This window comes from Treponema sp. R8-4-B8 (genome assembly GCF_054786175.1).
In genome coordinates this window covers 1-13,490 of sequence record NZ_BDHE01000014.1, presented here as the reverse complement: position 1 = coordinate 13,490, position 13,490 = coordinate 1, and the positions used below count along the sequence as shown (strand labels likewise).

13 protein-coding genes are annotated in these 13,490 nt (G+C 37.8%); 4 read left to right on the top strand and 9 right to left on the bottom strand.

All coding sequences use genetic code 11. The annotated features are described in order from the left end of the window. Positions 1–82 precede the first annotated feature (82 nt). From ACYVRA_RS04155 to ACYVRA_RS04140, 4 genes are all read left to right on the top strand, one after another. Positions 83–1,585, top strand: coding sequence for a hypothetical protein (locus ACYVRA_RS04155; RefSeq protein WP_461251488.1), 1,503 nt, complete (start codon positions 83–85; stop codon positions 1,583–1,585). Positions 1,586–1,699: 114 nt separating this feature from the next. Next, positions 1,700–3,928 carry a hypothetical protein gene (locus ACYVRA_RS04150; protein WP_461251487.1) on the top strand — a complete coding sequence of 743 codons (2,229 nt, stop codon included), beginning with the start codon at positions 1,700–1,702 and terminating at the stop codon, positions 3,926–3,928. Between the two features lie 119 nt (positions 3,929–4,047). Continuing rightward, positions 4,048–4,848, top strand: a complete 801-nt coding sequence (locus ACYVRA_RS04145; RefSeq protein ID WP_461251486.1) for a hypothetical protein — start codon at positions 4,048–4,050, stop codon at positions 4,846–4,848. Positions 4,849–5,136: 288 nt separating this feature from the next. Then, positions 5,137–6,465 carry an ATP-binding protein gene (locus tag ACYVRA_RS04140; RefSeq protein ID WP_461251485.1) on the top strand — a complete coding sequence of 443 codons (1,329 nt, stop codon included), beginning with the start codon at positions 5,137–5,139 and terminating at the stop codon, positions 6,463–6,465. 159 nt (positions 6,466–6,624) lie between these two features. On the opposite strand, the gene ACYVRA_RS04135 is transcribed toward ACYVRA_RS04140, so the two are convergent. The 9 genes from ACYVRA_RS04135 to ACYVRA_RS04095 all read right to left on the bottom strand — a co-directional run. Then, positions 6,625–7,449: an Rpn family recombination-promoting nuclease/putative transposase gene (locus tag ACYVRA_RS04135; RefSeq protein WP_461251484.1), complete on the bottom strand. Its 825-nt coding sequence runs from the start codon at positions 7,447–7,449 to the stop codon at positions 6,625–6,627. 526 nt (positions 7,450–7,975) lie between these two features. Beyond that, positions 7,976–8,401, bottom strand: a complete 426-nt coding sequence (locus ACYVRA_RS04130; protein WP_461251483.1) for a hypothetical protein — start codon at positions 8,399–8,401, stop codon at positions 7,976–7,978. 76 nt (positions 8,402–8,477) lie between these two features. After that, positions 8,478–9,194: a hypothetical protein gene (locus ACYVRA_RS04125; RefSeq protein ID WP_461251482.1), complete on the bottom strand. Its 717-nt coding sequence runs from the start codon at positions 9,192–9,194 to the stop codon at positions 8,478–8,480. 423 nt (positions 9,195–9,617) lie between these two features. Then, complete coding sequence (locus ACYVRA_RS04120; RefSeq protein WP_461251481.1) at positions 9,618–10,487, bottom strand: hypothetical protein; 870 nt, start codon at positions 10,485–10,487, stop codon at positions 9,618–9,620. Positions 10,488–10,522: 35 nt separating this feature from the next. After that, positions 10,523–11,146, bottom strand: a complete 624-nt coding sequence (locus tag ACYVRA_RS04115; protein ID WP_461251480.1) for a hypothetical protein — start codon at positions 11,144–11,146, stop codon at positions 10,523–10,525. A gap of 190 nt (positions 11,147–11,336) precedes the next feature. Then, a complete protein-coding gene (locus ACYVRA_RS04110; RefSeq protein WP_461251479.1) occupies positions 11,337–11,522 on the bottom strand; it encodes a YjfB family protein in 186 nt (61 codons plus the stop codon). Positions 11,523–11,528: 6 nt separating this feature from the next. Beyond that, the gene (locus tag ACYVRA_RS04105) at positions 11,529–12,500 is read right to left on the bottom strand and encodes a peptidoglycan DD-metalloendopeptidase family protein (protein WP_461251478.1); all 972 of its coding nucleotides are present in this window, start codon (positions 12,498–12,500) and stop codon (positions 11,529–11,531) included. A 42-nt stretch (positions 12,501–12,542) separates the two neighbouring features. Further along, the gene (locus tag ACYVRA_RS04100) at positions 12,543–13,097 is read right to left on the bottom strand and encodes a bifunctional nuclease family protein (protein WP_461251517.1); all 555 of its coding nucleotides are present in this window, start codon (positions 13,095–13,097) and stop codon (positions 12,543–12,545) included. Between the two features lie 18 nt (positions 13,098–13,115). Beyond that, positions 13,116–13,490, bottom strand: a 375-nt coding sequence (locus ACYVRA_RS04095) for a polyprenyl synthetase family protein (RefSeq protein ID WP_461251477.1), incomplete at its 5' end; no start/stop codon positions are given.

Here is a 13,490-nt window from a genome sequence, read left to right as displayed (position 1 = left end):
AGTAACTTCTAAAAATCTAACTGTGGTTTTTATAGGTTCCCATATTTGAGTTTTTTAACAAAATATACGATAATTAATAGTAATGGCGGAAACAGGACAACCAAATTATATTGACATTCTCCAGCAAACTCTTTTAGCCAGAAAAGACTGGCTGGAAAAGTCTGAAATGGCGAAACTAAAGGATGAACTCAGGATTTTTCAAATCTCATTTGCTTCGTTATATAACATATACATAAAGAAGAAAATAATTGATGAAGATCCTTACAAACAGGATACTAAAATTAGCGAGATTGAAGTTCCGGATGCCAGCAGTTTTCAGGAAGCAAAGAGGATAGAGCAGCTTTCTATCAGACTCTCGAATTTTGACAATCAGCTTGACTACTTAGTCAATTTCTACCAGTTAAACATGGATTATCTTAATCTTGAACGCATAAAGCGGATTGTAGGGCTTGTCCGTTATGTAGACTGGGTCAGCTTTTCGCCGGATTCCCAGTCCTTAATGACTAAATCGGTCGCTGAAATGACCACCAACGCAAAAGCCGGTGTTGACGCGCTTACCCTCAGTATTATAGCTGAAAGTCTTTCCAAGCTTTCTAAGAAAACTACCACCTCAATGAACATTCTGAAGGAACTTAACACTTACTACAGGGAAAATTACAAGCTTAATGTCCGTCTAAATATAACCAAAGATATGTCCGCCAGTGAAGCTACACTTGAAAACATCAAGAAAAAAATGCATTCCGCAATGCCGGGGTCGCCCTTTTACAAGGAGTTGGTGGATGAAGTCATCAAGGAAGATTATACCGATAGCGGCGCTGATCTTAAAGAAACAGTATTAAACACCTTAAAGGTCGCGGAAACCAAACAAAAATCGGCAAAGGCTGCCGTAAATTTTAAAAACATCCTTCTTGACGGAATTATTATTATTGGCGGCGCGTCAACTCAGCTTACAGAAATCTGCCAAAAACTGAATGAAAACCAGGCGGTAATGGAGAGCCGAAGAAAATCTTTCTTTGAGATGATAAGGGAGTTAATCAGGCAAATTACAAATGCTGAAAAGGAAGAAGTTATCTATACCGTGGAAAGTATGGATAATACCAAAGGCACTACTGTAAAGGAAAAAGTAAATTTTCATCGATTAATGGACGAGTTAGACAAGAAAATCAGAATTTTAAGCAGTTTTGTCCGAGGACCCGCGTATAATAAACTTTCCGCCATGACCGAAGAACAGATCATGAGTTATCTTGAGAAAAATATTAATGACGTGCAATCCTATCATAGGGTACTAAGCTCTCTTGATGAGTTTTTTAAGGCAAATGTACAGCAGGAAGATCGGGCAAAAATTAAAGGAATTAAACCTGAATTATCCGCGTTAAAGAACACCTATATAAAAGCCAACCAGATGAAGTATGAATACAGCGCTCAAAAAGAAACGGAAGAACAAATGAAACGGCTTGGAGTGATTCCCTCGGACGCTCCTGCCTCTGTTCCCGGCGCCGCTCCTGCCCCGGGCGCAGCCCAGGGCACAGCATCGGGCGCAGCCCAGGGTGCTCCGCCAGCAGCACCTCCGTCAGGAAAACAATAATAAAGTGCGATAATTTTAATTTATTAGACAAACATTTATTATTTTTTTTGATACAATTAACAACCGATAATAGAATAAACAGGTAGAAAATTGCCAACTTTTGTAAAACCGCTTGTGGCATTATTGATATCAATCCTCCTTTTTGCCGGATTTATCTATCTGGTAAATGTAGAATTATTTGACTATGTAGAGGCTCATTTTTATAACCCTTCGATTATCAATTCTTATGTTAAGGAAAATGCGGGCGACGCGAAAATTGTTCAAACTCATATTAATAACCTTAAAAGCAAGTTTTACGCTACTCTGACAGTACCCGCCATTCGCAGAAGTTTTTTATATAACCAAAGCCCCGATGATATTTTTGAACGTTCAAGAATATACGGAATATTGATGGAATCGACATTGGGGCTTCAATCCGTGCAGTTTGTGGACAGTAACGGGATAAGGCTTCATTATTCAACTTCCGCTCGCGATATAATGAACCAGAATCAAAACTCGACGGCTTATCGTAATTACAACGAAAACCCAGCCTCTCTGCCTTATGAAATTGTAAGCGTTGAAGACGCTAATAACGCCAAACTTACAATGGACGATCAAAACGACAGAATTATCTTTTCATTCCCCTTTAGGGATTCAATGGACGTTTTCCGCGGGACTGCGCTTTTTTCCGTATCAATCAGTACATTTGCCGAAAGACTCATAGAAACAGGCCGGTTAAAAATAAGCGACAATATTTCCCTGATAAATGAGCCGTCGGGAATTCTTTTGGGAAGCCCCGAAACGTCAAAAAGCGCTATTTTTAACAGAGTCGCGGAAATTTGGAAAAAGGGTATTCAAGGTTACATAACTATTGACGCTGAAGATTCCGGGGCGGCTTTTTCCCTTATTTCGATAAAAACAGATCAGAATTTATTTTTTGGACGCCTTGTAAACAGCTCTCTGTTTTCAATTTCCGCGCCCATGAAATTTATTTTGCAAATTTCCATCTTTTTAACATTTTTCCTTGCGTTTTTTTTCCTGCTAAATCTAAAACCTAGTCATGCGGCAATTGTACAGAATCGCATAACGCGCTTAAGAGAAAGTCTTTTTGAACAATTATACGCGAATAAATCCGCTACAGAGAGGGCAAAATGGATACTGGAACTGGAACAACGCCGCGATGAAATTCGGTCGCAGTTAAAAAGTAACCTAAAATTTAATAAACGCTCGGAAGAAAATATTAACAGTATTATTGATAAATCGTGGGATGAATTGCTTGCCGTTCTTAAAGTCGGCAGCGGTCAGGAATTAGTAGTTGTCCAACAAGTTGAGAAAAAGCCTGCCGTACAGGAGGCAAAGGAATCTGAAAAGACTGATGATATCGAAGAAATTGGCGAAGTTGAAGAGTTAGAAGATATTGAAGAAATTAAAGAAGATGGCAAAGTTGAAGGAATTGAGAAAATTGGAGAAGCCGAAGAAGTTAAAGAAATTGGCGAAGATAAAGACGTTGAGGAACTTGAAGAGATAAAAGAAATTGGGGAAGCCGATGAAGTTGATGAAATTGAGAAAGTTGGCGAAATAGAAGAGATTGAAAAAGCTGAAGAAATAAAAGAAGTTAATAAAACTGAAGATATTGAAGAAATCGGTGATATAGAAGAAGTTGGTAAAATCGAAGATATTAATGAATTTGAAGAAATTGGCGATGTTGGAGAGATAGAAGGTTTTAAAGAAGTTGCACAAGCCAAAACTATTAATGAAGTTGAAACTGTAGCACAAGCCAAAGAAGCGAACATAATTGATATAGCTTTACGCGCCGCCATGGAACATGACGAGTCTCAACGCGGCGGACTTTTTTGGCTTGCCAGTAAATTTGCTAAAAAGAAACCTGCCGCTTTTGCTTACGAAGGTCTTCTTAAATTAGCAAGCAAAAAAGCGGCAAAAAAAGCAGCTTCTTCCGGAAAGGGACTTCTTGCTATTGCAGATGAATTTGAGAAGCCGTCCCCTGTTCAAGGAAAAGGGCTTTTGGCTCACGCGAGCGAAATTGAAAAGCCGACTCCTGTTCAAGGAAAGGGACTTTTAGCTCTTGCCAGCGAAATTGAAAAACCGACTCCTGTTCAAGGGAAGGGACTTCTTGTCCTTGCCAGCGAAATAGAAAAGCCGTCTCCTGTTCAAGGAAAGGGACTTTTGGCTCTTGCGAGCGAAATTGAAAAGCCGTCTTCTATTCATGAGAACGGACTTTTAATTTATGAAAGCGAAATTGAAACTGATGAAACTGATGATACCGATGATACTGATGTTCAAGAATTAATTGCGGACATGGATATAGTTTCGCTGTTCTTGTCTATGTTTTCGAATTTATCCTGAAATGAATAAAATTAATGAATTTTCTTTTATATTTGGCTATTTTTGAATTTATTGTTTGTTTTTGCTTGACAAATCAAATAAAAATATTATATTAGGATTAAGACTTAGGATTAAGACGCATGACAGAATATCAGGATTTTTTAACCGAATACACTCCAAGACTGGTTGCCTTTATAAATGACCCCGCAACCAAGATTACGCCGCCTAAATACACGCCGGAAGGAAACGTATTTTGGGCTGCGGCAATTCAGTCCGCGCTTGCAATGGGCATTACGGAAAAAAAGAACGGTTCACAGACAATTTCATTTATGTATGTGGGCGGGGATTATTCTTTTTCCAGCGATGATGACCCAAAGATGGGCTGCATAATTGCGGTGCTGCTTTCGGTAATCAAGACAAAGGCGCCGTTTTTAGAACCATCTCCCGCCGGATACCGGACATATAAGGATATTTTCGACGATCTGACCGAAGAATATATAAAGACAACGGATGAATACATCAAAGATGGGAAGCCATTATCAAAGGAAGACATCAAAAAAGCGGTCAAAAAAGAGAACTGGACGCATTATGAAGACCGCCTGTTTCAGATTATAAGGGATTCGTCTAAAATCGATCCTGTAAGGACCGCCGGGGAAGACAAGTGCACTTATGGCGTTACTTATGACGGTGAGACGATTGGCAAAAAACACATTCAGATTTATTTGCAACTTATAGAAGAAAAAGGACGGCCTACGATAATAAAATGGAACGATGATACCGTCGTATGCGTCGATCCGCGTCTTAGGGAAGTGGCGGAGACTGCAATAAAGGCGTTTCGATGCAGAATGAAATTGCCGGAAAAATTCGGCATACCGATTCAGAACGCCCTGTCAAAATACGTCCAGTTTACGATTGCCCGTCAGCGGCAATCGGCAGAGTAGGCCAACACCGTCATCTTCGTTCAAAAAAATATCATTTTTTACCTTTCTAAAAGTGTCAATTTTGACAAAAATTGCTTGCTAAAAATGTCATTTCTTCTCATTTTAGCTTGCTAAAAATGTCAATTAATTACATTTTAGCTTGCTAAAAGTGTCAATTTTAACATAAATTGCTTGCTAAGATTGTCATTTAATTACATTTTAGACTGCAAAAAGTGTCATTTTAGACATAAAATGCTTGCAAAAAATGTCATTTTATTATAAAGTGAAAGCATAACGTAAGGAAAAGATATGAAAATGACGCGCACGGCATACAACGAACTTTTGGCATGGAAAGCCTCTAAAAGCCGCAAACCTCTTATTTTGTACGGGGCGCGGCAAGTCGGCAAGACATGGCTGTTAAACGAATTTGGAAAAAACGAGTATAAAACGACCATATATATAAACTTTGATAAAGACCTTGACGCGCATAAATATTTTGAAGGAAATATATCACCTGAATATATAGTCGCGGGACTGGAGGACTATTCTAAAAAAAAGATTTTCCCCCACGAAACCCTTATCATTTTTGACGAAATTCAAGAGAACCAACGGGCAAAAGACTCCCTTAAATATTTTAACGAAAATGCGCCGCAATACCATGTCGCCGCCGCTGGGAGTTTCCTTGGCATTGCGGGCGGCAAATTTCCGGTTGGGCAGGTTGATGAGATAACATTGCGTCCCATGTCCTTTTACGAATTTTTGCAGGCGACGGGCAATGACATTTTGCTTAATAATATCAAAAGCCTTAACAGAGCCATGTTTGATACAAACTTGATCACAGCCGAACCTAAGTTAAAAGAGTATATGTATGTCGGTGGTATGCCGACGGCAGTCAAGACCTTTATTGAATCGGGCAATTTTCATGAAACGCGCAAGGAGCAGGAACAAATCCTGAACAATTATAAAGAGGATTTTTCCAAACATATTAAAGGTACGGACATACCAAAGGTTCGCATGATTTGGGAGTCTATACCGCTTCATCTTGCCAAAGAGAAAAAAAAATTTATGTATAAGGAAATTAAAACAGGCGCGAGGGCGGCGGCTTATGAAAACGCTCTTGACTGGCTAATAAATACAGGACTTGTCTATAAGGTGGACAGGACAAGCGCGGCAAAATTACCCATCGCCGCCTATGCCGACCGCGAAGCGTTTAAAATTTATATGCTTGATACCGGTCTTTTATCCGCCGCTTCGGGACTGGATATAACAACCTTTTATGACCCCAACCCGCTTGTCTTTAAAGAATTTAAAGGCGCCATCACCGAACAATTCGTATTGCAGGAATTGAAAACCCTTGGCAGTATGCCAGGCAGTATGCCAATTTACTATTGGGGGCGTGACGAAGGCAAGAGCGAAGTGGATTTTGTCGTACAATGGCGAAACGAAATTGTCCCCATAGAAGTTAAATCAGGAATCCGCACGCAATCGAAAAGCCTTGAAATATATCGCGAACTGTACCGCCCTGCTCATGCCGTCCGCACCACCCTTAAAGGGTTTGGCGTTAGCGGCGGGCTGTATTCACTACCAATTTATATGATAGCGAGTTTTGCCGATATGCTTGCTGAGGGGAATAAATAACAGGCATACATCAAGTGGCCTTTTTATTCAATATTTTGGTATTCGCAATAGCTATCTGTTACCACTTTTCCTTAGTGTCGTTATGCGACATTTATACATACCGATAACGTTTATTCCTCATTGTAATTGCTCTTTATTCCCTGCCCTTTATTTCTTTTGCTACAGTGTTTTTATTGTTTCAATATCCAGCCCAGTAATTTCGTGTATGAGGTCAACAGGCAGCCCTTTATTGAGCGAATTCTTTGCAACTTCAATCAATTTATTTTCAATTGCCGTATTAACTCCCGTAGTCCAATCCGACATTGCCATTTCGCGTAAATGGTAGTTCCTTAAAAATTCCTTGTCCTGCGTTACAAAATTAAGCCGCTCGTTGGCTTTGCTTATCGCGCTGTCCATTTGTATTACCTCCTGCAATATTTTTTCAGGCGTGTTTACATCCAAAAATGTAAGCCACCTTTCTAGCAGATTGTTTACTATATCCCCGGTCTTTAGCTTTCTGAATTTTACCATGTTGATAAAATGTATTTCTAGCACGTCCGTTAACAGGTAATCGCGGTGATCGTCTTCCCATAAATGAAAACAGGTGTGAAAGTCGTCCAGTTTGATATTGTCAAAATTGACAATGTTAATCGTTATTACTTTGGGCAGTTCTTTATAGTCTTCTCCGGCTGATATGCCTTTGGTGAATTCCCTACCCCAGTGCAATAGCGTCCGTTTTTCCATATTTTGCAAATTTTTAAGCTGAACTTCTATATTGATTTTTTCGCCGTCGTCCGTTTCCACCCGCACATCAAGTATGCTTGATTTTTCCCCGATAACTTCGGCTGTAAAGGTTTTGTTTTCAAGTATTTTGATCAATTTGACAGGCCGCTTGGTTTTTGAACCTAAAACGGCGTTCAGAAAAGCAAGGCATTGTTCCTCATCGCCTTCTTCCCCCATCAATTTTAGGAAAAGGTAGTCATTTAAAGGGTTAAAACGTTCCATGCTGTTATTATATCAAGAAATCAGGGGGTTTCAAGGGGGTACACGCAATGAGAAATGAGCAAGAATGGGAACTGGTCTACAACCCCGATTTTAAAACTGCCGAATTCGACAGGTTTAAAAGCCAATCAGGCAATCGAAAAGCCTTGAAATATACCGCGAACTGTACCATCCAGCTCATGCTATCCGCACCACTCTTAAAGGGTTTGGCGTTAGCGGCGGACTGTATTCACTACTAGTCAGTAACATCTAAAACTTTACAAAACATTATTCTCAAATTTTCTCTCGCAAAGACGCAGAGGACGCAAAAGACGCGAAGTTCCTGTTCGATGCCTCATTATTGATCAATATATATAATTTTAACAACAAATCTTGAAGGAAAAACGACGATCCTACGAACAACAACCTTTGCGCCTCTGCGCCTTTGCGAGGAGGTCTTTTTGTAAATATTTAGCTGTTACAGACTACTACCCATTTATATGATAGCGAGTTTTGCCGATATGCTTGCGGGCGGGAATAGCTGATTTATTTATATAAATTGATCTATAACGTACATTAATAATTTATTTATTTTGGATAATCTTCTTAAGTCAGATAAGTGCCAATTAAGTAATTCGCCATTATTTTCGTCATAACCTGTAATAAACCATCTATCGCCAATACGCATATTTACTGCTACAAATCTTACATTGTCTGTTATCTCTGTTGTCATGGAGTAGTTTACATTATGAAAATTCATCAAATTTTTAACGCTTATCGACAGCCTGTTATTTTGTTTCCATAGCGCTTTTTCTAAATTTATTTTATGACCGGTTCTCGCATAAATTGCCGTTCTAATATTATCAAGGCTGTTAGAAAATGTATATTTTAAAACAACTCTGGTCTCTTCAAGAATAACCATTTCCTCAATACAGCCCTTTTGCCATGTTGGGGCTATTAATAAATATTCTGACATCCTATACTCCTTTATTTATTTTCTGACATACTTTTTTTAAAACATCCTTTACTGGACATTAGTTTTTTCATTCACCTCATTTAGCAAATCGAGCCCAGTCGTTTGTAACATCTATGTTCAGGGTGTAATCATACTTAGCACCCCATACCGGCCTCATCCGATAGTTACTTTCTCCAAAGAACTTTGTCTGTGGCTCTACACCGACCCACGTTCCGTTGATAAGTACTAAGTTAAACATATGATTAAAGTCTTTAGCTGTATTCTTATTCCAGTATATCCTGACCTTGCTTTTATCAGGATAATATTTATAGAACATCAATGCTGCATCGATACAGTTTACTTTACCATCTCTGTTTATATCTTTCTTATCCGTCAAACCTATTGCGACCTTAGATAAGGTGTTAGATATGTTAGTCTCATCCGTAGAATGCCTTGCTTCAGCTTTAGGTGCAGTAGCCAAGGCTTCCTTGGCTAGGCGCTCTCGCGCTTGTTTGTTTCCAGCTACAGTTGCATACGCAAATAAGCCTACAAAGCCAACTATGATTGCTATACTTATGACTATTAAAACATTAGCTCTATTTATTGAACCTCTAAGACTTGCCATCTGCTCATCAGCATCAAGCATTAATAACTTTGCTTGACTAGGCTCCGCATCCATATAGTTAAGTATATACTGCTCACAGCCATTACATTCATACGACCCAAACCTATTCTTACAACTTCTTCCTAGTCGCATATCAGCACAGGTACATGCCCTTTTCCATATAGCCTCTTGCCTTGTAGGCATACCCATAATGAACCTCCTTCTTTTCCCGATCTTGTTCCTATTTTTTAAACTGATGTTGGGTCATAGTTGTTCCCTTGTTTTTTCCTTTCATCATTTTCTCCTTGTATTTTGTTGTGTTACTGCATACGCAGTTAACGTGCTATAATACTATTTATAAAAACCTCCTTTACTGTCACTATTCAGACAAAAAAAAAGACTAATAGCATATAGCTATCGGTCCCCTGTGAACGGATCTATTTTTACAGTGTGTTTACTATGAAAAAAAAAGACTAATAGCGTATAAGCTATTGGTCTACTGTTAGAGATTGATCCTATATTCGCCGTATACTATTACCTAGCATACAGTTTAATTATTATACATTAATAATAATGTACGCTAATAACAACGCCTAAAAATTTGAAAACTTAAGGTTTTTTAGGAGAAATTTATTATTTCATTTTTCTTTCTTTTAGGCAGGTTCTAATGTCATTAAGAAATATGTGAAGATTTGTTGAGGCTTGGGCTTCTGCGCTTTTTTTTGTAACTTTTGGGTGGTATTTTAGGTAAATTTCGTACTGTTTCGGCTTTTTTCTGTTTTTATGGAAGGAATCTAAAATTTTCTGATCAAGAATAGGATATAGTTCTTTTAAATCATTTTTGACGCAATATAATGTAAAAAGCGCTTTACAGCAATCTCTGGCTCTTTTTTGTTTTTTGTCCAATACATATTTTACAGTTCCCTTTAATTCTGCAATATTATTTTTTGTTAAATAATCGCCATGAAGATCAATTTTACTTTTGTTTTTAAATAAGTGAATACCGCCAATCTTTTCAAGATTTAAGCAATTTATGTATACTTGTTTTTTAAAAAGTTTTGTTTCTGTTGTTGCACATTGTATTTTTTCTTCTTCAGTTAATTTTCTTCTAAGTTTATTTTCTTTATACGCTATAATTTTATTTAACTTTTTTAGTTTTGCCATTTCATTTTTTGGTATATCTACCGATTTTTTATCATTAAATTTTCGATAAGAATTAATATTTTCGTATTTCAATGATTTATATAAATACTTAAAAAATTCATCTTTATTTTTTGGTATATTTAATTTTTTATTTTTATTAGTAAGTTTGTTAATAACGATTATTATTTCTTCATCCATATTATTTTTATGGTAATACTTTTTATACCAGTTATATATAGACGCGCAAAGTTGATCGTAATATTTTTTGGTTTCGGCAGGGGATGTCGAACTTTTCCAGTTGGAGAAAAGTTCAAAGATAGAATCTTCTTGTTGTTCTTTGGTTTTTTCTTGCTTTTTCATGGAAAAACCTTCTTAAAAAGAGTTATCATAATGTTTTATATATGTTGTACGTTAATTAATTGATCATAATTATTTTCTATATTCCAATCATTAGCCACATTAATAAGTATTCTTTCTATAATATCTATGTAGTTTATTTCTTCAGTTGGAAATAATGTAAACCAGATATTGTCTATTCCATGTTTTGCAAAATCAACTGCACCTTGAAGACGTGCTGTACCGCTGAATTTTTCTTCATACCATTCTATTATTTCATTTGGAAAGCCATCTATACCTTTATATTTAATTTCTTTTTCATATCTTCTTGCTAATTCACATTGAGAATTTCTACTAAAAATATATCGATTAAATCTTCTCCTAAAAGATTGTCTTTCTGCTTTACCAATATATCTTGGACATGAACCTGCTCCCCACAGGTATATTCCGGAACATCGAAAAATTCTACTTCCGTCTTCATCATTACTGACAGCTCTTCCATCAAACCATTTTACTCTAGGTGCTTCCTTATTAGTTGTTGACCAAAATTCACTAGTTATAAGTTTACCAATTATAGATGAATAAGTAGTTTTTATTTTTTCATCATCATTCATAGCTTTTTTTAAGGACAGAAATATTTGCTCATCACCAAATTTCAAATTTTCACTCATAATTAATTTCATTATAATTATTATCTCATCAATGATCTAGTTACACGTACAGGTAACTGCTACCAAAATTCCGTAGTATACCTTGCCTTGTATGATGCATTATATTTAGGTGTGCAGTGGTAAAATGCTAATTAGCGCTTGAAGATGTATGCCTACCCTGGCTGTACTAAATAAATTCTTTAGGTATAAATCTTTCCTAGCTTTACACTAAAAGATCAACGTTTTTCCCAAGATTAGGCTCAATTATTGATTGAACAGTAGAGAGAAGTTTATCTAAAGCGGCGGCTTGTTCTTTTATCATATTAAGCCCCATTGCTTGAACTTGTACTGCCGCCTGTTCCTGCACTTTTATCTGGCTCATGTTTACTGATAATGATTGTATATCCATAATTAACTACCTTAGCAACGGGCGCGGATTAACGGTAGCCCCGTTTTTATAAACTGTAAAGTGAAGATGAGAACCAGTACTTTGACCGGTGTTACCAACGTCTCCAATGCGTTCTCCCTGAGTGACATATGCGCCTGTTCTTGTCCTGATTAAGTTTAGATGGCCATAAAGGGTACGGTAACCTGCGTGGTGGCTGATTATTATATAATTGCCGAAAACATTGTCATATCCTACCGCGCTTACCCTGCCTGCCATTGCCGCTCTGACGGGAGTGCCGGTGCTGCCTTTGATATCAATACCGCTATGAAATTGACGATGGCTTCTGTTAAAGGGGTCCCTTCTCCAGCCGTAGTACGATGTAATGGCGCCGTTGACAGGCCAAATAAATAAATCGCCGTTAATTTCCTGGAGTTTTGACGGATCAAGTCGCGCTCCGGTAATAAAAAGTTCCGTTCCTGTTACTACTTTGTCAGAAAAAAGTTCATTAACGGTTTTAATGGTTTCAGTGTTCGCGTTGTATTTCTGCGCTATGGCGCTTAGGTCTTCTCCGTTTTTAACGGTGTGAAAAATGCCGTCTTGATTCGGGATTTTTAGCGGTTTTCCCGCCTGAAGACCGCGGGAATAGGTTATTTTATTTACTGAAATAATCGTATCCTGATTTAAGCCAAAATTGATGGCAAGAGTGCTGATATTATCGCCGCTTTGAACCAGATAGGAATCGCAGAGAAGGATACGGGTTTTTGTGATAGTTTCAGGTTCAGATATGGAATCAAGGGAAGCCGTGGTTAATAAAATATCGGATTCTTCTCCTGTAATTAATTCATTGGCAAGATACCCTCCGCCAATGCCGCTTCCCTCGGCAGGAGGTTTTTTGTGATTAAAATATTGACCCGGATTTATCAGTAAAACCAAGCATAAGGCCGCTGCCAGCCTGAAGATATGTGTATTTTTCTGATCAGTCTGTTGAAGCTGCGTCATACTTTTATTTTACTGCAATTATCTCCTTTTATCAATATATTATTAGTCATCAGAATCATTTTCCAACATTTTTAGCAAATCCCGTATTTCCGCCGCCTGTTCGTATTCTTCTTCGGCGACAGCCTGTTCCAGTTGTTCTTTTAGGGATTTATATTTATCTTCGGTATCTTCTTCAATATCGTTAATAAAGAACGACAGGGGAACGCCGGTTTGCTCTATTATGGAAGAAGCCAGATAAATAGGGCATTTTTTACGGGCTGCAATGGCAAAAGCGTCGGAAGGCCGGCTGTCAAGAATTAGGGGGTTTTCCTTGGTATATTCGCCGCCTGTTATTATAAGACGGGCGTGAAAAACATCGTCTTTTAGCTCATAAACTTCGACTTTTTTAACTAAAAGGTTCACATGGGCAAGCATATTTATAAAGAGATCATGGGTATGCGGCCTGGCTAGGCTAACCCCTTCTTTACCTATTAAAATTGACTGCATTTCCAGAGTGCCGATAAAAATAGGGACGGCTACATCTTTGTCTTTTGGCTTTAATAAAATGGCGTTTCCATGACTTGTTTTGAGAATAGACCAAATTTCACTTAAATACATACTTTTCAATTTATTTCTCTAACTGATTAATTTTATAAAACCGTCAAAAAGGGCAAGCCCGTTTTTATTTATGGCACAGCCTGAAAATTCATTAGAGCTAAAAATATCCTCTATTTTCTTTAAAAATGACAGCCCTTTTTCTTCCGCTTCCGCAAAAACGCCCGCCGCTGAAAGCGTATCTATAAAATCTTCCACTTCCGGAACGTTTGAGCCGTTTATCTTCGCTTCATGAAAATAATAAAAAATTCGATCCTTCTTTTCCGGGTATTTATGAAGATACAAAAGAACGGGGAGGCTTTTTTTCCCTTCGACTACGTCGTCTCCGCGCTTTTTTCCGGGGATTCCCGTTGTCAAATTTTTTACATCATCCAGTATTTGAAATCCTACCCCCAT

Bases quoted from the DNA above. Each gene is read 5' to 3' on its own strand.
- ACYVRA_RS04155 (WP_461251488.1), top strand. From the start codon at position 83: ATGGCGGAAACAGGACAACCAAATTATATTGACATTCTCCAGCAAACT.
- ACYVRA_RS04145 (WP_461251486.1), top strand. From the start codon at position 4,048: ATGACAGAATATCAGGATTTTTTAACCGAATACACTCCAAGACTGGTT.
- ACYVRA_RS04140 (WP_461251485.1), top strand. From the start codon at position 5,137: ATGAAAATGACGCGCACGGCATACAACGAACTTTTGGCATGGAAAGCC.
- ACYVRA_RS04135 (WP_461251484.1), bottom strand. From the start codon at position 7,449: ATGGAACGTTTTAACCCTTTAAATGACTACCTTTTCCTAAAATTGATG.
- ACYVRA_RS04130 (WP_461251483.1), bottom strand. From the start codon at position 8,401: ATGTCAGAATATTTATTAATAGCCCCAACATGGCAAAAGGGCTGTATT.
- ACYVRA_RS04125 (WP_461251482.1), bottom strand. From the start codon at position 9,194: ATGGGTATGCCTACAAGGCAAGAGGCTATATGGAAAAGGGCATGTACC.
- ACYVRA_RS04120 (WP_461251481.1), bottom strand. From the start codon at position 10,487: ATGAAAAAGCAAGAAAAAACCAAAGAACAACAAGAAGATTCTATCTTT.
- ACYVRA_RS04115 (WP_461251480.1), bottom strand. From the start codon at position 11,146: ATGAAATTAATTATGAGTGAAAATTTGAAATTTGGTGATGAGCAAATA.
- ACYVRA_RS04110 (WP_461251479.1), bottom strand. From the start codon at position 11,522: ATGGATATACAATCATTATCAGTAAACATGAGCCAGATAAAAGTGCAG.
- ACYVRA_RS04105 (WP_461251478.1), bottom strand. From the start codon at position 12,500: ATGACGCAGCTTCAACAGACTGATCAGAAAAATACACATATCTTCAGG.
- ACYVRA_RS04100 (WP_461251517.1), bottom strand. From the start codon at position 13,097: ATGTATTTAAGTGAAATTTGGTCTATTCTCAAAACAAGTCATGGAAAC.